This window comes from Terrihabitans rhizophilus, assembly GCF_033898525.1.
In the GTDB taxonomy this organism is placed as follows: domain Bacteria; phylum Pseudomonadota; class Alphaproteobacteria; order Rhizobiales; family Methylopilaceae; genus Flaviflagellibacter; species Flaviflagellibacter rhizophilus.
Genome location: NZ_JAXAFJ010000002.1, coordinates 269,142 through 285,542 on the forward strand (window position 1 = coordinate 269,142; position 16,401 = coordinate 285,542).

Consider the following 16,401-nt stretch of genomic DNA (forward strand, 5'->3'; position numbering starts at 1 on the left):
CACGGAGCACCACCGGTGAGCGACATCCTCGCAAAGATCGAGCTCTACAAGCGCCGTGAAATCGAAGAGGCGAAGCAGCAGCGTTCGCTCGCCGACATCGAGGCGAAGGCTCGCGCCGCTTCTCCGGTGCGCGGCTTCGCCCGTGCGCTGGATGCGAAGCTTGACGCCGGCAAGACCGGCCTGATCGCGGAGATCAAGAAGGCCAGCCCGTCGAAGGGCTTGATACGCCCGGACTTCGATCCGCCGGCCCTCGCCCGCGCCTATGAGGCGGGCGGCGCGGCCTGCCTGTCCATCCTGACCGACCAACCGAGCTTCCAGGGCGCTCCCGAGTTCCTGGTGGCCGCCCGCTCTGCGTGCTCGCTGCCCGTGCTGCGCAAGGACTTCATGTTCGACACCTATCAGGTCGCGGAAGCGCGCGCCTGGGGCGCGGATGCCATCCTCATTATCCTTGCAGCCGTGACAGACGAGGAAGCGCGCGACCTCACTCTTGCTGCCAGGGACTGGGATCTCGACGTTCTCGCAGAGGTTCACAATCCGGCTGAACTCGATCGCGCGCTTCAGCTCGACGCGCGGATGATCGGCATCAACAACCGTGATCTCCGCACCTTCGAGGTCTGCCTGTCGGTGACCGAAAAGCTTGGTTCGCTGATCCCACCGGACCGCATGATGGTCGGCGAGAGCGGCATCTTCACGCCCTACGATGTCAGCCGTGCAGCCGCAGCCGGCGCACGGGCGATCCTCGTCGGCGAAAGCCTGATGCGTCAGGACGACGTCGAGGCAGCGACCCGCGCCCTGCTCGCGCCCTATCAAGCCGAAGCTGCCGCCGAGTGAGCTCCGGCCTCACCCATATCCGCGAGACGGGCGAGGCCCATATGGTGGACGTCTCCGACAAGGCGGAGACCGAACGCGAGGCCCGCGCCGAGGGCTGCGTGGTCATGGCACCCGAAACGCTGGACCTCATCCTACGCGGCGATGCCAAGAAGGGGGACGTCATCGGCACGGCCCGTTTGGCCGGCATTATGGCCGCGAAGAAGACGTCCGACCTGATCCCGCTTTGCCATCCCTTGATGCTGTCCAAGGTACTCGTCGACATCACGCCCGATCCGGCCTTGCCCGGCCTGCGCGTGGTCTGCACGGCCAAGTTGAAGGGACAAACCGGCGTGGAAATGGAAGCGCTGACCGGCGTGTCGGTCGCCTGCCTCACCATCTACGACATGGCCAAGGCGGTGGATCGCGGCATGCGCATCGAAAATGTGCGCCTGCTGGCGAAGTCGGGCGGACGCTCGGGCACCTGGCAGGCAGACTAGGTGACCGGCCAGCCCCTCCTCTCGGTGTCGGATGCGCTGGCACGCGTGCTCGCGGGTGCGGGGCCGGTCGGCTCGGAGGCGGTGGATTACGCCGCCGCGCTTGGCCGCACTCTTGTCGAGCCTCTCGCAGCGCGGCGCACCCAGCCGCCATTTCGTTCCTCGGCCATGGATGGCTATGCCGTCCGTGCCGCAAACGCGCAGACCGGCGCGGAACTTCGGGTCATTGGCGAATCTTCGGCGGGCCACGTCTTCGAGCAGCCGCTGAACAGCGGCGAAGCCGTCCGCATCTTCACCGGAGGCGCGCTGCCGGAAGGTGCCGACGCCATCCTCATCCAGGAGAACGCGAAACGGGACGCCGACCGCGTGCGCGTCCTGACGGGCGTGACCGAGGGCCAGTTCGTCCGCGCGGAAGGCTTGGATTTCCGGTCCGGAGACGTGCTCGTCGAGCCCGGCCAGCGGCTTTCGCCGCGCATGGTCGGATTGGCTGCGGCCACGGGCAACGTGCAGGTCCATGTCGCGCGCAAGCCGTGCGTCGCGGTGCTCTCGACCGGCGATGAACTGGTGCCACCCGGCGCCGAGCCGCGGCGCGGCCAGATCACCGCATCCAACAATTCAGCTCTTTGCGCCCTGGTGGAAGCGGCCGGTGGCGAGGCCACAGATTTCGGCATCGCTGCGGACGATCTCGACACCATCCGCGCCGCGTGCCGGCGGGCGCGTGATGAAGGTTTCGACGTGCTGGTCACCACCGGCGGCGCATCCGTGGGAGATCACGACCTGATCCGCCCGGCGCTCGCAGCCGAGGGCATGACACTCGATTTCTGGCGCATTGCGATGCGTCCCGGCCGCCCGATGATGTTCGGCACGCTGGGCGGCATGCGCACGCTCGGCCTTCCCGGCAATCCCGTCAGCGCGCATGTCTGCGCCTGGCTCTTCCTCGTTCCGCTGGTTCGGGCGCTGCTTGGCCGGCGCGAGATCCATCATCGGCTGGAGCGCGCGCAACTCAGCATTGCCCTGCCGGCCAATGACTGGCGCGAGGATTATGTGCGCGGCAGGCTTACCTTCGACAGCCACGGCGTGCCGGTCGCCTCGCCTGCGCAGAAGCAGGATTCGTCCATGCTGCGGGTTCTCGCCGACTCGAACTGCCTGATCGTGCGCGCCGCGAACGAAGGTCCACAGCCCGCCGGAAGCGTCTGCCGCGTCCTGCGGCTGACGGACTTCGATTAGGCGCGAACCGATCCGACAAACCTCATCCTGAGCTTGTCGAAGGATGTTGGTCGCGAGGCGCCTTTCAGCGCCCAAGTGCTTCGAGATAGAGGCCCACCTCGGCGCCGGGATTCTCCGAACACATGATGCCTCCCATCACGGCCACGCCGTAGGCCCCAGCCAAGCGGCATTCGACCGCCCGCGCCGGCGCAAGTCCCGCCAAAGCGAATACCGGCAATCCCAGGCCAGCGGCCTGCCTCACGAAGTCAGTCCCACGCACGGGGCCATAGCCCGGCTTGCTCGATGTCTCGTAGATAGGGCTGAGCGTAACGTAGTCCGCACCGGCTGAGTGAGCAGCCGCCACATCCGCGATGGAATGAGCGGAAAAGCCGATCCAGCTCCCCGCGCCCAGCGCCGCTCGGGCCACGGGGATTGCTGGGAGCTCCTGAAGATGCACCCCGTCCGCATCCACCTCTCCAGCCAGAGCGATGTCGGCACTGACGGAGAACGCCGTCCCGTGCTCACGAGTGATCCGCCGCAGGCGATGCGCCAGTTGCCGGCGCTCTTCACCCGCAAGATCCTTGTCCCGCAGCAGCAGCCAGCCTCCGGCCCGTGCGACCTCTTCCGCCACCTGCTCCACACCGGACCGGGCCAGTATCCGGTCGGTGATAACGAGCAGGCGCGGCAGCGTCACGAACCGACGAGACCGAGTTGCGGGCTGGACGGCTCCGCGCGGCTGCGGCGCGGGATGCGCCCGGCCAGATAGGCGAGACGGCCGGCATCGACGGCGTGCCCCATGGCGGCCGCCATGCGCACGGGATCGGCGGCCTTGGACACAGCCGTGTTCAGCAGCACGGCGGAAGCGCCGAGTTCCATGGCAATGACGGCATCCGACGCGGTGCCGATGCCCGCATCCACCACCACCGGAACCGGCGAGCGCCGGCAGATCAGCTCGATATTGGCCGGATTGGCCACCCCCATGCCCGAGCCGATCAGCGAACCCATCGGCATCACCGCAGCAGCGCCGGCATCGGCCAGTCGCTGGCAGACCACCGGGTCGTCATTGCAGTACGGCAGCACCGTGAAGCCCATCGAAACCAGCTGTTCGGTGGCCTTCAGCAGTTCCTGCACGTCCGGATACAAAGTCTCGCGATCGCCGATGATCTCGAGCTTGATCCAGTTCGTCTCAAGCGCCTCCCGCGCCAGTTCGGCGGTCAGGATGGCGTCACGCGCGGTCTCGCAGCCGGCGGTATTGGGCAGGAACTTGTAGTCCCGCAGCAGCTTCACCGTGTCGAAGTTCTCGCCGGCCAGCGACACGCGGCGGATGGACATGGTGACCATCTCGCAGCGGCTGGCCTCCACGCTGTCCATCAGCACCTTCTGGTTGGGATAGCCGGCCGTGCCCAGCCAGAGGCGGGAGCGGAAGGTCTCGCCGCCGACTTCGAAGGGGTCATTCAGGATGTCGTTCGTCATGTCAGCCTCCCGGCAGTGCGTGGACGATCTCCACGCGGTCGCCTTTGGAGAAAACCCGCCGCGGCCACTCCGCCCGGGGTACGATCTGGCCGTTCACCGCCACGGCGATGCCGCGGCGGGTGTGGCCTTCTTCCAGTTCACCGGCCAGCAGCGCGTCCACCGTTTCGGCGTCGCATTCGCGCGGCTGGCCATTCACCACCAGTTCCATCGTGCTCTCAGGCCCCTTCATTGAGCCGGCTTGTGTTGCGGCTGAACCGTTGCAGCGTGAAGGCCGCTTCCGGCCCGCTCATCTGCCCCTCCGCGATGAGATCGCTGATCGCCCGCGCGGAGACCGGCGCCAGCAGGATCCCGTTGCGGTGATGGCCGGTGGCCACCACCAGCCCGTCGATCCCCACTTCACCGAAGATCGGCGCATCGTCCAGGGATGTCGGCCGGAAACCGGCCCAGATCTCGTCGATGGCCAGATCTTCCATGCTTGGCAGAGCCTGCCGGGCTGCCTCAAGCAAGGCGAACACGCCGCCCGCGGTGTTGCGCTGGTCGAACCCGCGCTCCTCCACCGTCGCTCCGATGACGAGCCGGCCGTCGCCTTTCGGGGCCATGTGGATCTGCTCGGTCCAGACCACATGCGTCAGGGCCGGCATCCGCGGGTCCATGCGCAGCGCCATGGACTGGCCGCGCAGCGGACGGACGGGAATCTGAAGGTCCGGCACCAGCTGCGGAGACCATGCTCCAGCCGCCAGAACGAAGGTGCCGGCCTCGACGCGCTCCGCTTCTGTCAAAAGCCCGGTGACCCTGCCCCCGCTGCGCTCGAGCGAAATGACCGCGGTGTTCTCGAACAGCGCGCCGCCTGCCGCCTCGAACGCTGCCTTGAGCGCGGCTGCGACCAGACGTGCATCCACCTGATGATCCTGTTCGCACAGGATCGCACCGGCAACGTTCGGCCTCAGCCCAGGCTCGCGCTCACGGGCAGCGCTGCCGGGCAGCCAGTCGGTCTTGAGGCCAAGGCGCGTCTGCAGCTGGTGGCGAAAGCGCAGCCGGTCCACTTCGTCGCGGGACAGCGCCACCACCATGGTGCCCTCCGCGCGGTAATCGACGGACAGCCCTGTCTCCGCCTCAAGTTCCTTCGCGAAGCCGTGCCACAGATCCTGGCTGGCAAGCGTCAGTGGCAGCAGGTCGTCCTCCCCCGGCTCTACCTCGGCGGTGGCGGCCAGCATGCCGGACGCTGCGCGCGTTGCGCCCGAGCCCACCACACCTCGCTCGAAGACGCCGACGGACAAGCCTCGCTTGAGCAGTGAACGGCCGACGGAAAGGCCGATGATGCCGCCGCCAATGATGGCCACGTCGAACCGGCGGGCAGCATTATGGTCCGTCATCTTGATGATTTTCGTCATGTCACACTCCCTTCGCTGGAATGACCCAGATCAGGTTCGTCGGGTTTGATCTCAGCCGCCAGATAGCGGCACCCCGGGCGTCTGTTGTGGAGATAGTCCCGCTGGCAGATTGGTGCAAGCCGGAGCGCGATCGGGAACTGGCCCGAAGGCAAGCTTCCACAACCGGAGACCGTAAGCTAGAAGAACGGGCCCTTATTCGAGGTTTCCCATGCCGGAAGACAACAACGTCTACAAGCGGGCGAACAAGCCGCGGAAGAAGGAACCCGTGAAGCGGGTTACGCTCTCGCCCGAGGCCCGGAAGGCATATGAGGAGATGATCCGGGAGCGCGAGGAGCGCGAGCGCCTCTACGGCACCCACCTTGATCGGCAGGATCGTCGCTGATCCTTCAGCGGAAAGGAACCCTGCGGCGTGACGCCAGCCACAGGGTCAACTGCTTGCGCCATTGCGGCACCTCCGCCGCCGTGCGGAACGGGTCATAGCCCCGCCTCTCCATGGATTGCAGATACGGCTCGACCAGCGCCACCGGCAGGAAGGCCGGAGCGGCCCTCCGGTCCAGATCCACGAACGCCTCTTTCGCCCGCGCAAGATGATGCCGCGCCAAGGCCCGCATCTCTGCAAGCGCGTTCAGCAGGGACGCGTCGGCCTCGCCGTTCAGGAGTTTGCCGCGGTCGACACCATTACGCGCCAGGATCTCCGTCGGGATCATCACCTGCCCGCGTGAGGCGTGCAGAGGCAGCGAGCGCAACAAGCCCGTTATGGCGTAGGCGACCCCTGCATGCCCGGCCGCATCGGCGCCACGAGGCTCATCGCCGTCGCTCAGGATAATGGATGCGAGGCGCAGCACCGTGGACGCGGTCTCGCCGGCATAGCCTTCAAGTTCAGTTACGATCGCGACCGGATCGTCGTAGAGGTCGAAGATTTTGGCTTCGACCAGTCGCGACAGAGCCGCCGGCGGCAATCTGTAGTCCCGCATGGCGGCCAGAAGCTCTCCGGCCACGGGATGGCCGGCTGCCTCGCCTGCCCGTTCCCCTTCGACGACCTCACGCCACCAGGTCAGCCGGATCTCGCCGGGTATCGGCTCGCTGACCACGTCCCGCACGCGCGCGACTTCTGCGTTGAAGGCGTAGAGGGCGAACAGGGCCGGCCGCTTGTCAGCCGGCGCGAACAGGGTGGCGAAGAAGCGATCGGGATCGCTCTCCCGGACAATGGACTGCGCGTATGCGCCACCATCCATCAATGCGCCCGCCCCTTCACCGCGCCTTGTCCACCGCGATCAGCGCCGCAGCCACCTTTCGCTCGTCGCTCATCAGCACGTTGTATGTGCGTGCGGCGGCGCCGGTGGGCATGACGTCGAAGTGCAGTCCGGCCCTCTTCAGGAAGTCACGGATATCAAGCGGCAGCGGCACATGGTCATCACCCGTTCCTATGAGGAACACCTCGATGAGCTCCGCTTCCGCTGCCGCCTTGGCAAAGCTCAATGGCGTGAACTCATGAGCTTTCACCACCGGCCAGGCCCAGATGCCGCTCGGCAAGCACAGGATGGAGCCGCGATGCGACATATCGGCAAAACGGAAGCCGCCATTGCCATAGGCATCGAGGGGCGCCGGGGCGGGATAGTGCCCCTTCTCCAGACCCTCGGCCACGCCCTAGAGCTTTGCCTCGACGGCGGTGCGCGCAGGTGCCGGCGACACAGCGCTCCGCAGGCCAAGATAGATCAGCGCGGGCGACGAAATGAAGATCGCGGAATAGGTGCAGATCACGACGCCCAGGAGCATGACCTCCGCAAAGCCACGGATGGCCTCGCCGCCGAACAGAACCAGCGCGAGAAGCGAAAGGAACGTCGTCGTGCCGGTCATAACCGTGCGGGACATCGTGGAATTGATGGACAGATCCAGCAGTTCCTCGTCCGGCATGCTCTTGTAGCGCCGCAGCAGTTCGCGTGTCCGGTCGAACACCACCACCGTCTCGTTCAGTGAATAGCCGACGATGGTCAGGATCGCTGCGATGGAGGTCATGTTGAACTCCATCTGGGTTACGACGAAGAACCCGACCGTCAGCACGATATCGTGCAGCGTTCCTATGATCGCGCCGATCGCCAGGTTCCTTTCGAAGCGGAACCAGAGATAGGCGAGCACGGCCACCACGGAGAGAATGACGCCGATCGTGCCTGCCTGCACCAGTTCGCCGGAGACACGCGGGCCAACCGTCTCGACACGACGGAAGTCATACGCGTTCTCGAAGGAACTCCGGGCCTGCTGTACGACGTTGCCCTGTGCGGCTTCGCCGCCTTCCTGGATCGGGAATCGAAGGGACAGTTCACCCTGGTCTCCGAATTCCTGCACCTCGACTTCCCCAAAGCCGAGCGCATTGGAGCGCTGCCGCACGTCAGACGCGTCAGCGGTGTTAGCGGCCTTGGCCTGCAATTCGATGAGAGTGCCGCCACGGAAGTCGATGCCGAAGTTCAGCCCGTGGGCGTAGAACAGCCCCACGATGACCAGCGACAGCAGCGCCGAGAACGGAAAGCTGAAATGCCGCCACTTCATGAACCGGATTTTCGAATCTTCCGGCCAGAGTCTTAGAAGACGCACGATCTAGGTCCTCGTCAAAACGGCAGGGTCTTGGCCCGCGTCCAGCGGTACCAAAGCGCGATCATCATGCGCGTCATCGTTACGGCCGTGATCACGGTGGTGACGATGCCCAGCAGGAACACCACGGCAAAGCCCTTCACCGGGCCGGAGCCGAGCACGAACAGGATGGCGGCGGCGATGGCCATGGTGGAGTTCGAGTCCACGATGGTCGCGAAAGCACGGTCGAAGCCCGCCAGGATGGAGTTCACCACCGGCTTGCCTGATCTGTACTCTTCCCGGATGCGCTCATAGATCAGCACGTTCGAGTCCACGGCGGTGCCGATGGTCAGCACGATGCCTGCAATGCCCGGAAGGGTCAGAGTCGCACCGATCAAGGACATCAGTCCGAAGATCAAGCCGACATGGATGAGCAGCGCAATGTTGGCGATAAGGCCGAACGTGCCATAGGTGGCGAACATGAAGAGCACGACGAAGACGGCCGCGTAGATGGTCGCCTTCGTGCCGGCTTCGATAGAGTCGGCGCCAAGGCCGGGCCCGACAGTGCGCTCTTCCACCACCGTCAGCGGCGCCGGTAGAGCACCTGCGCGCAGGAGGATGGCGAGATTGTTGGCGCTCTCGACAGAGAAGTTGCCCGAGATCTGGCCCGAGCCGCCCGTGATCGGCTCGTTGATGCGCGGCGCCGAGATCACCTTGTTGTCGAGGACAATGGCGAATGGCTGGCCCACATTTGCCGTAGTGGCAGCGGCGAAGCGGCGCGCGCCGTTGGAATTGAAGCGGAACGAGACGATGGGCTCGTTGTTGCGCTGGTCAAAGCCCGGCTGTGCGTCAATGAGATCCTCGCCGGAGACCAGGATCTCCTTCTTGATGAGGTAACGCTCGCCCGGATTGTCCTCCGCACCCGGCATGATCTCGGAATCGGCCGGCGGGCGCGTCTGCTCCGCCTGCTGCACCGGCATGGTGACATCGACCATGCGGAAGGTCAGCTTTGCGGTGGTCCCGATCAGGGCCTTGAGGCGCTGCGGGTCCTGCAGGCCGGGAACCTGCACGAGAATGCGGTCCGCACCCTGGCGCTGAATGCTGGGCTCGGTGGTGCCCAGTTCGTCCACGCGACGGCGCACGATCTCGATAGACTGGTCGACCGCCGAGCGGATGCGGGCGTTGAAGCCCGTCTCGTTCGGGGTCACGGTGATCACGCCATCGGCCGTGTTCGTCACGTCCAGATCCACGCCACCGGGACCGGCCGCGAACATGGAGGAGGAAATGGGATTGGCCAGTTCGCGCAGCCGGGGCAGCGCCTTTCCGATGTCCGCCGGATCGCGCAGGCGCACCTGCACGGAATTGCCGGAGATGGACAGCCCGGTATAGCCCACGCGCTGTTCGCGCAGCACGGCTCGCGCCTGGTCCCGGATCGAGGTCAGGCGTTCGGCCCGCAGTGCTGCGGCGTCGACCTCCAGCAGCAGGTGGGACCCGCCCTGGAGATCGAGGCCAAGCACGATGCTGCGGGAGGGCAGCCATGAGGGAAGGCTGTCACGCATCTGCTGCGTGAGCAGGTTCGGCATGACGAGCATCAGACCCACCACGACGATCAGAAGCGTCAGGATGGTCTTGGTACGCGAATAATGAAGCATAGAAGACGGGCTGCCTTATGCGTCCGAACTGACAGGCTCGCCCTTGGCGCGCACTTCGGAGACGGAGGCGCGGGTGACGCGCACACGGACATTGTCCGCGATCTGCACCTCGACCTCGCCATCGTCCACGGCCTTCGTCACCTTGCCGATGATGCCGCCCGAAGTGACGATCGTGTCGCCACGGCGAAGATTCGTCGTCAGCTCGCGATGGGCCTTGAGGCGCTTCTGCTGCGGGCGAATGACCAGGAAGTACATGATCACGAAGATCAAAAGAAACGGCACGATGGACATGAAGAAGTTCGCCTCCCCGCCGGCAGCGGCGCCCTGAGCGAAAGCGGGAGTCACGAACATCATTCTCTCCATATGGATTCGGGACCAAAGGTCGGGAAGCGGCGGGACTATAGCGGTGCAACGGGGGAAAGCAACGCCGCCCTCATGGACACACGAAGGGGTGAAGGGTATCCGCACGGTATGACCGACAAGCCCCCCTTCCCGTCAGACGCACTCGAGCGCATCGCCAGCGCGCTGGAGCGCATGTCTCCCCCACTTCCGGCACCTGTGGATGTGGGTACCGCCGATGCCTTCGTGTGGCATGCGCCCTCGCGCCGGCTGGTGCCGGTGCCACACGTCAACCGCGTGGACATAGCTTTGCTCAAGGGCATCGACCTCTCGCGCGACACCCTTCTGGCGAACACAGAGCAGTTTGCCCGCGGCTACCCCGCCAACAACGCGCTGTTGTGGGGCGCACGCGGCATGGGCAAGTCCTCGCTGGTGAAGTCCGCCCATGCAGCCGTCAACGCAGCGGGCACCGCGCTCAAGCTGGTCGAGATCCACCGGGAGGACATCGAGAGCCTGCCCGAGCTGATGGGCATGCTGCGGAACCTCGACCACCGGTTCCTGCTGTTCTGCGACGACCTCTCCTTCGACAGCGATGATTCGTCCTACAAGGCGCTGAAGGCGGTGCTGGACGGCGGCATCGAAGGCCGGCCCGAGAACGTGCTGCTCTACGCCACCTCCAACCGCCGTCACCTGATGCCGCGCGACATGATCGACAACGAGAAGGCGACCGCCATCAATCCCGGTGAAGCCGTCGAGGAGAAGGTGTCGCTTTCGGACCGCTTCGGGCTCTGGCTCGGCTTCCACCCGTGCGGACAGGACGAATACCTCGCAATGCTGACCGCCTATGCGGAGCGTTACCGGCTGCAGATCCACGCCGATGAGTTGCGGGCTCAAGGACTAGCCTGGGCCATGGGACGCGGATCGCGCTCCGGACGCACCGCCTGGCAGTTCATCCAGGACCTTGCGGGCCGGCTGAACACGAAGCTCTCCTGATCGGGGCAAACGAAAAAGGGCGCCATCGAGGCGCCCTTCTGCATTCCAAGTTCGGAGCGATCAGCCGGCCGGCAGATGCTGCATCGGGTCGACCGGGGTCGCGCCGCGCCGCACTTCGAAGTGCAATTGCGGGGCGGAGACATTGCCGGTCTTGCCGGACTTGGCGATGATCTGCCCGCGCCGCACTACGTCTCCGCGCTTCACCAGGATCTCGCTGGCATGGGCGTAGGCCGTAACCCATTCGCCCTGATGGCGGATGAGGACGAGATTGCCGAAGCCCTTCAGCTCGTTCCCGGCATAGGCGACCACGCCGCCTTCTGCGGCCTTGATGGCCGTGCCTTCCGGCACCGAGAGGTTCACGCCGTCATTGGTGGCGCCATTGGGCTTGGAGCCGAACCCGGAAATCACGCGACCACGCACCGGCCAGCGGAAGTCGGCGCTGGAGGACGCACCGGAAGAACGGGGAGCATCGTCCGCCTCCTCATCCTTCTGTGCGGGCTTCGGCTCCATGCTGGCGACGGCCGGCTGGAACTTGGCCTCCGGCTCGCTTGCCTTCTCGACAGGCGCGGAGGTCTTCACCTCGGCCAGCGGCTTCGCGGCTGGAACGTTGAGCGGCGCTTCTGCGGCGGCGAGCTTCTGCGTGGCGAGAGGCGCCGGCGCGACTGCCGTGGTTCCGGCCGGGATCGTCAACGTCTCGCCGATGCGGACCTGATGGTCGAGGTCGAAGCCGTTGGCGGCGGCGAGTTGCCCGACCGGCACATTGTTGCGGCGTGCGATGGAGAACAGGGTTTCGCCGGGAGCGACGGTGTGCCCGCCGCCGGACGCGGTGGAGCGGCTTGCCGGAGCCTGCGCAACGGAGCGCGGGGCCACCGGCGCAGGACGCGAGATCACTTCGTTTGCAGCAGCCTGGTTGCCAGTGGACGGGATGACAAGGCGCTGGCCGGGAACAAGGGTCGATCCCTGCGGCAGCTTGTTGGCAGACAGGATCTTGCTGGCGGGAACGCCGTGGCGCTGGCCAAGCGAATACGGCGTGTCGCCATACTGCACCACGACGGTGCGGCCACCCTTCTCGTAGCTGCGGTCAGCCGTGGGATAGCTGGGGGCCGCCGAATAGGTGGGTGCCGGCGAAGAGGAATAGGAGGGCTGCGCGGGAGCGGAGCTTTGCTGCTGGTAAGGCGGATAGCTCGGCGCGGCCGGCGCGTAGGCAGGCGCATTGCTGCCGTAGCCGGACGGAGCCGCCAGCGGCTCGGAGGTAACGCCGCCAACCGGTGCGCTGGCGATGGGACCCGCGCCGTTCGAGACGGAGCCGGTCATCGTGGGGCCGCTCTCGCGGCCATTGAAGGGGTTCCCGAACGGGTCGTAGGCAAACCGGTCAGAGCTGCAGGCCGAAGCCGAAACCGCGACCGCGCCGAGAACCGCGAACCTGACGCCGAACCGGGACCAAGATGAAGCCGACTGCATCGCGCCACTCACACACTAAAGACATTGCGTGAGAGGGATTAAGCGCCGTCGCGGTAAACAACCCGTTGCACTCCAGAAGATTGCCCCGGATATTTTTCCGCCTTGTTCACCACATATCGAGCGCGACGCGGGCTTCGTCGGACATACGGCCCTGATCCCATGGCGGGTCGAAGGTCATGGTCACCTTCACGGCGTTGACGCCCGGGACCGAGCCGACCGCATTCTCCACCCAGCCCGGCATTTCGGCCGCCACGGGGCAAGCCGGCGCCGTCAGCGTCATGTCGATGGCCACATCGCGCTCGTCGCTGATGTCGATCTTGTAGACGAGGCCCAGCTCGTAGATGTCGACCGGGATCTCGGGGTCGTAGACCGTCTTCAGCGCACCGATGATCTCTCCCGCCATGCGGTCGAGCTCTTCCGGCGGAAGGGTCGCGGAGCTCAGCTCCACATTGTTCGGATTCGTCGTTGTGTCGGTCATGGCGGCTTTCTAGGCGAACAGGGCCTGCGTCTTTTCGAGCGCCTCGACCAGCGTGTCGATCTCGGCGGTGGTGTTGTACAGCCCGAAGCTCGCGCGGCAGGTCGAGGTTACCCCATATCGGGCCAGCAAGGGCTGGGCGCAGTGCGTTCCGGCGCGCACCGCGATGCCGTAGCGATCCAGCACATGGGCAACGTCATGGGCGTGCGCGTCCTTCATCTCGAACGCGACGATGGCGCCCTTGTCGGGCGTGGTGCCGAAGATGCGCAGGGCGTTGATGCGGCTCAACCGCTCCATCGCGTAATCGCGCAGCACGGTTTCGTGCGCAAGGATGGCTTCGCGGCCGATGCCGTTGACGTAGCGGATGGCCGCGCCGAGGCCGACCGCCTGAACCAGCGGCGGCGTTCCCGCCTCGAACCGGCTCGGCACGCCGGCATAGGTCACGCCGTCTTCGGAGACGTCGCGGATCATCTCGCCGCCGCCCTCGTAAGGCGGCATGCGCTCGAGCCATTCCCGCTTGGCGTAGAGAACGCCGATGCCGGTGGGGCCGTACAGCTTGTGGCCGGTGAAGACGTAGAAATCGACGTCGAGATCGCGCACATCGACCGGCATGTGAACGGCGGCCTGGCTGCCGTCGAGCAGCACCGGAATGCCGCGCTCGTGAGCGAGCCGGATGATCTCCTTCACGGGCGTGATGGTGCCCGTGACGTTGGACATATGCGTGATGGCGACGATCTTCGTCTTCGGCGTCAGCAGTCGCTCGTAAGCGGCGAGGTCGAATTCGCCCTCCTCGCTGACCGGCACCCACTTCAGCACCGCGCCGCTGCGCTCGCGGTGGAAGTGCCAGGGCACGATGTTCGAGTGATGCTCCAGCAGCGAGATCACGATCTCGTCGCCCGGACCGATCCCAGCCATGCGTCCGAAGCTGGAGGCGACAAGGTTCAGCGATCCCGTCGCCGAACGCGTGAAGACGATCTCGTCAAGCGAGCCGGCATTGAGGAAGCCCCGCACCTGCTCGCGCGCATCCTCGAATGCCTCGGTCGCGGCATTCGCGAGATAATGCAGCCCGCGATGAACGTTGGCGTATTCCGCCTCGTAGGAATGGCGGATGGCGTCCAGCACCTGGCGCGGCTTCTGAGCCGAGGCGCCGTTGTCGAGATAGCAGAGCGGTTTCCCGTTCACCTCCATCGAGAGCGCCGGGAAATCGAGGCGCACGGCCTCGACGTCGTAGGTGACGGTCTTCGGCAGGACAGGTGCGTTCATTGTCTGCTCTCCTCCCTCCACCTCGCGGGAGAGGGCCGGCTCAAACCGGCAGGTTCGAGCGGGGTGAGGGTTGCGCCCTCATATGTAAGTCTGTCCCCTCACCCGGCCATCGCTGCCGCGACGTGCCGACCTCTCCCCGCCGGGTAGAGGTGATGTTCAATCGCGGGTGCGCAGCCACTCATTGGTGATGATGGCCAGCTTCTCGCGCAGGGGCTCGTTGTCCACGGCCTCCAGCACTTCTCCGACGAACGCCTCGACCAGGATGGCCTCGGCTTCCATCTTCGGAATGCCGCGGGCACGCAGGTAGAACAGGTGCTCGTCGTCAAGCGCCGCACAGGTCGCGCCATGGGCGCACTGCACGTCGTCGGCGTAGATCTCCAGCTCCGGCTTCATGTCGGCTTCGGAGCCTTCCGAAAGCATCAGCGCGCGCATCATCATGCGGCCGTCGGTCTTCTGGGCGTTCTGGCGCACCAGGATCTTGCCCTGGAACACCGAGCGGCTCTCGCCGTCCAGCACCGACTTGAACGTTTCGCGGCTCTCGCAGCCATAGGCGGCGTGATCCACGAACATGGTCGTGTCGAGATGGCGGCGCCCGCCGGACAGTGAAATGCCGTGCAACTCGGCATTCGTGCTGTCGCCTGCAAAGGTCAGGAACATCTGCTGGCGGGCCATGGCCGCGCCGCGCGCGATGTTCACCGTCTTCAGCTTCACCTCGGCGCCGAGCTTCGCCCCGAACGTGGCGAGGTGCTGCGTGCCGAGCGATTCCGCCTGCAGCTTCACCATCGTCACATCGGCGTTGTCGTCGGCCACCAGTTCAACGACCGTGTTGGTCTGGTGCGAGCCTTCACCGGAATGCGTCTCGATGATCTCGACCTGCGCACCGGCCTCCACGACCACGACAACGCGGGTGTAGGCGGCATGGCCGTTGCCCTGCTGGACAAAGACGAGATGCAGCGGACGCTCGACCTTGGTGCCGGCGGCGACCCGCAGGACCACTCCGTCCGAGACGAACGCGGTGTTCAATGCCACGGCCGCGTTGTCGGGCGGGATCGGCGCCTCGCCCGAGCGGGCGATCAGCGGGTGGTTCTCCGCATAGGCGCGCGCGATGGACACGGCTTCCACGCCAGCCGGCAGGGAGCCGAGGTCCGACACGCCCTCGATCAGGCTGCCGTTGACGAACACGATGCGCGCGGAGTCCACCGCATGTTCGGCCATCTGCTCGCGCACGGAGTTGATCTCGCCCACGGTCGGCAGTTCGGCCAAGGGCAGCGCATCGCGCATCAGGGCGCGAAGATCGGTGTACTTCCACTCCTCCACGCGGCGGCTCGGCAGCCCGTCGGCGACGACGCCAAAGGCCTCCTCACGCGCCGCGAGGTTGCCGTTCAGGCGACCCTTCGCGGAGGTGAACTGTTCCGCCAGCGCGTTCTCGGCAGCGGTCTTCAGGGGACGGACGGCGGCGGTGCTCATCAAGCGGCCTCGCCATATTCGGCATAGCCATTGGCTTCGAGTTCAAGCGCCAGTTCCGGCCCGCCCGAACGAACGATGCGGCCCTTGGACATCACATGCACCACGTCCGGCTTGATGTAGTTCAGCAGGCGCTGGTAGTGCGTGATAACGAGGAAGGAGCGGTCGCCGCCGCGCAGGCGATTGACGCCCTCGGAAACAACCTTCAGCGCGTCGATGTCGAGGCCTGAATCCGTCTCGTCGAGAATGCCGAGCTTCGGCTGCAAAAGCGACATCTGCAGGATCTCGGCGCGCTTCTTCTCGCCGCCGGAGAAGCCGACATTCAGCGCACGCTTCAGCATGTCCTGGTTGATGCCGAGGTCGCCGGCGTGCTGGCGCACCATCTTCATGAAGTCGGGCGTCTGCATTTCGGGCTCGCCACGCGTGCGGCGTTGAGCGTTGAGGGCTGCCTTGAGAAAGGTCATCGTGCCGACGCCGGGGATTTCCAGCGGGTACTGGAAGGCCAGGAACACGCCCTTGGCGGCGCGCTCGTCAGCTTCGAGCTCCAGCAGGTCCTCGCCGTTGAGCTCCACCGAGCCCTCGGTCACCTCGTAGTCCGGCTTGCCGGCCAGCACGTAGGACAAAGTGGACTTGCCCGAGCCGTTCGGCCCCATGATGGCGTGCACCTGGCCGGCCGGAATCTCGAGATCGAGCCCCTTGATGATCTCCTGCCCGTTGTCCTCGATGCGGGCGTGCAGGTTCTTGATCGACAGCATGTTCGTCTTCCTTCTCGCCGGCGAGCGCTGCGCTGCAAACCGGCCTTAGTCTCAACAGGG

General features: G+C 65.8%; 19 protein-coding genes and 1 riboswitch. Of the genes, 5 read left to right on the forward strand and 14 right to left on the reverse strand.

Annotation, left to right across the window (positions count from 1 at the left end; all coding sequences use genetic code 11):
* The first annotated feature begins 15 nt into the window (after positions 1–15).
* The 3 genes from trpC to SCD90_RS04870 are packed head-to-tail and all read left to right on the forward strand — an operon-like array spanning position 16 to position 2,531.
* Positions 16–831, forward strand: coding sequence for an indole-3-glycerol phosphate synthase TrpC (gene trpC / locus SCD90_RS04860; protein ID WP_319843506.1), 816 nt, complete (start codon positions 16–18; stop codon positions 829–831).
* Positions 828–1,307, forward strand: coding sequence for a cyclic pyranopterin monophosphate synthase MoaC (moaC, locus tag SCD90_RS04865; RefSeq protein WP_319843507.1), 480 nt, complete (start codon positions 828–830; stop codon positions 1,305–1,307). The genes trpC and moaC overlap by 4 nt, the downstream gene beginning before the upstream one ends.
* Positions 1,308–2,531: a molybdopterin molybdotransferase MoeA gene (locus SCD90_RS04870; protein WP_319843508.1), complete on the forward strand. Its 1,224-nt coding sequence runs from the start codon at positions 1,308–1,310 to the stop codon at positions 2,529–2,531.
* Positions 2,532–2,595: 64 nt separating this feature from the next.
* On the opposite strand, the gene SCD90_RS04875 is transcribed toward SCD90_RS04870, so the two are convergent.
* From SCD90_RS04875 to thiO, 4 genes are all read right to left on the reverse strand, one after another.
* Complete coding sequence (locus SCD90_RS04875; RefSeq protein ID WP_319843509.1) at positions 2,596–3,204, reverse strand: thiamine phosphate synthase; 609 nt, start codon at positions 3,202–3,204, stop codon at positions 2,596–2,598.
* Positions 3,201–3,983 (reverse strand): thiazole synthase, encoded by a 783-nt coding sequence (gene thiG, locus SCD90_RS04880; protein WP_319843510.1) that lies wholly within the window; start codon positions 3,981–3,983, stop codon positions 3,201–3,203. Before thiG ends, SCD90_RS04875 begins: the two co-directional genes overlap by 4 nt.
* Position 3,984: 1 nt before the next feature.
* On the reverse strand, positions 3,985–4,191 hold the full coding sequence (gene thiS, locus SCD90_RS04885; RefSeq protein WP_319843511.1) for a sulfur carrier protein ThiS: 207 nt from the start codon (positions 4,189–4,191) through the stop codon (positions 3,985–3,987).
* A gap of 7 nt (positions 4,192–4,198) precedes the next feature.
* On the reverse strand, positions 4,199–5,374 hold the full coding sequence (gene thiO, locus SCD90_RS04890; RefSeq protein ID WP_319843512.1) for a glycine oxidase ThiO: 1,176 nt from the start codon (positions 5,372–5,374) through the stop codon (positions 4,199–4,201).
* A riboswitch (TPP riboswitch) is annotated at positions 5,364–5,460 on the reverse strand. (Overlaps the previous gene by 11 nt.)
* Positions 5,461–5,582: 122 nt before the next feature.
* Here thiO and SCD90_RS04895 point away from each other — a divergent pair.
* Positions 5,583–5,756: a hypothetical protein gene (locus SCD90_RS04895; RefSeq protein WP_319843513.1), complete on the forward strand. Its 174-nt coding sequence runs from the start codon at positions 5,583–5,585 to the stop codon at positions 5,754–5,756.
* Between the two features lie 4 nt (positions 5,757–5,760).
* Here SCD90_RS04895 and SCD90_RS04900 read toward each other — a convergent pair whose 3' ends face one another.
* The 5 genes from SCD90_RS04900 to yajC are packed head-to-tail and all read right to left on the reverse strand — an operon-like array spanning position 5,761 to position 9,945.
* Entirely contained in the window at positions 5,761–6,609 is an 849-nt protein-coding gene (locus SCD90_RS04900) for a phytoene/squalene synthase family protein (RefSeq protein WP_319843514.1), read from the reverse strand.
* A 16-nt stretch (positions 6,610–6,625) separates the two neighbouring features.
* Entirely contained in the window at positions 6,626–7,018 is a 393-nt protein-coding gene (locus tag SCD90_RS04905) for an Mth938-like domain-containing protein (RefSeq protein WP_319843515.1), read from the reverse strand.
* Between the two features lie 3 nt (positions 7,019–7,021).
* Complete coding sequence (gene secF, locus SCD90_RS04910) at positions 7,022–7,963, reverse strand: protein translocase subunit SecF (RefSeq protein ID WP_319843516.1); 942 nt, start codon at positions 7,961–7,963, stop codon at positions 7,022–7,024.
* Between the two features lie 14 nt (positions 7,964–7,977).
* Positions 7,978–9,591, reverse strand: coding sequence for a protein translocase subunit SecD (gene secD, locus SCD90_RS04915; RefSeq protein ID WP_319843517.1), 1,614 nt, complete (start codon positions 9,589–9,591; stop codon positions 7,978–7,980).
* A gap of 15 nt (positions 9,592–9,606) precedes the next feature.
* Complete coding sequence (gene yajC / locus SCD90_RS04920) at positions 9,607–9,945, reverse strand: preprotein translocase subunit YajC (protein ID WP_319843518.1); 339 nt, start codon at positions 9,943–9,945, stop codon at positions 9,607–9,609.
* 117 nt (positions 9,946–10,062) lie between these two features.
* On the opposite strand from yajC, the gene SCD90_RS04925 reads away from it, so the two are divergent.
* Positions 10,063–10,923: an ATP-binding protein gene (locus SCD90_RS04925; RefSeq protein ID WP_319843519.1), complete on the forward strand. Its 861-nt coding sequence runs from the start codon at positions 10,063–10,065 to the stop codon at positions 10,921–10,923.
* A gap of 60 nt (positions 10,924–10,983) precedes the next feature.
* On the opposite strand, the gene SCD90_RS04930 is transcribed toward SCD90_RS04925, so the two are convergent.
* From SCD90_RS04930 to sufC, 5 genes are all read right to left on the reverse strand, one after another.
* Positions 10,984–12,384, reverse strand: coding sequence for a peptidoglycan DD-metalloendopeptidase family protein (locus SCD90_RS04930; protein WP_319843520.1), 1,401 nt, complete (start codon positions 12,382–12,384; stop codon positions 10,984–10,986).
* Between the two features lie 106 nt (positions 12,385–12,490).
* Positions 12,491–12,862 carry an SUF system Fe-S cluster assembly protein gene (locus tag SCD90_RS04935; protein ID WP_319843521.1) on the reverse strand — a complete coding sequence of 124 codons (372 nt, stop codon included), beginning with the start codon at positions 12,860–12,862 and terminating at the stop codon, positions 12,491–12,493.
* A 9-nt stretch (positions 12,863–12,871) separates the two neighbouring features.
* Positions 12,872–14,122, reverse strand: coding sequence for a cysteine desulfurase (locus SCD90_RS04940; RefSeq protein WP_319843522.1), 1,251 nt, complete (start codon positions 14,120–14,122; stop codon positions 12,872–12,874).
* Positions 14,123–14,278: 156 nt separating this feature from the next.
* Positions 14,279–15,589 carry a Fe-S cluster assembly protein SufD gene (sufD, locus tag SCD90_RS04945; protein WP_319843523.1) on the reverse strand — a complete coding sequence of 437 codons (1,311 nt, stop codon included), beginning with the start codon at positions 15,587–15,589 and terminating at the stop codon, positions 14,279–14,281.
* Complete coding sequence (gene sufC / locus SCD90_RS04950) at positions 15,589–16,341, reverse strand: Fe-S cluster assembly ATPase SufC (RefSeq protein WP_319843524.1); 753 nt, start codon at positions 16,339–16,341, stop codon at positions 15,589–15,591. The genes sufD and sufC overlap by 1 nt, the downstream gene beginning before the upstream one ends.
* Positions 16,342–16,401 lie beyond the last annotated feature (60 nt).

Excerpts from the sequence above, each read along its gene's own strand:
- thiG (WP_319843510.1), bottom strand. The coding sequence starts at position 3,983 with ATGACGAACGACATCCTGAATGACCCCTTCGAAGTCGGCGGCGAGACC.
- thiS (WP_319843511.1), bottom strand. The coding sequence starts at position 4,191 with ATGGAACTGGTGGTGAATGGCCAGCCGCGCGAATGCGACGCCGAAACG.
- thiO (WP_319843512.1), bottom strand. The coding sequence starts at position 5,374 with ATGACGAAAATCATCAAGATGACGGACCATAATGCTGCCCGCCGGTTC.
- SCD90_RS04895 (WP_319843513.1), top strand. The coding sequence starts at position 5,583 with ATGCCGGAAGACAACAACGTCTACAAGCGGGCGAACAAGCCGCGGAAG.
- SCD90_RS04900 (WP_319843514.1), bottom strand. The coding sequence starts at position 6,609 with ATGGATGGTGGCGCATACGCGCAGTCCATTGTCCGGGAGAGCGATCCC.
- secD (WP_319843517.1), bottom strand. The coding sequence starts at position 9,591 with ATGCTTCATTATTCGCGTACCAAGACCATCCTGACGCTTCTGATCGTC.
- yajC (WP_319843518.1), bottom strand. The coding sequence starts at position 9,945 with ATGATGTTCGTGACTCCCGCTTTCGCTCAGGGCGCCGCTGCCGGCGGG.
- SCD90_RS04925 (WP_319843519.1), top strand. The coding sequence starts at position 10,063 with ATGACCGACAAGCCCCCCTTCCCGTCAGACGCACTCGAGCGCATCGCC.
- SCD90_RS04930 (WP_319843520.1), bottom strand. The coding sequence starts at position 12,384 with ATGCAGTCGGCTTCATCTTGGTCCCGGTTCGGCGTCAGGTTCGCGGTT.
- SCD90_RS04935 (WP_319843521.1), bottom strand. The coding sequence starts at position 12,862 with ATGACCGACACAACGACGAATCCGAACAATGTGGAGCTGAGCTCCGCG.
- SCD90_RS04940 (WP_319843522.1), bottom strand. The coding sequence starts at position 14,122 with ATGAACGCACCTGTCCTGCCGAAGACCGTCACCTACGACGTCGAGGCC.
- sufD (WP_319843523.1), bottom strand. The coding sequence starts at position 15,589 with ATGAGCACCGCCGCCGTCCGTCCCCTGAAGACCGCTGCCGAGAACGCG.
- sufC (WP_319843524.1), bottom strand. The coding sequence starts at position 16,341 with ATGCTGTCGATCAAGAACCTGCACGCCCGCATCGAGGACAACGGGCAG.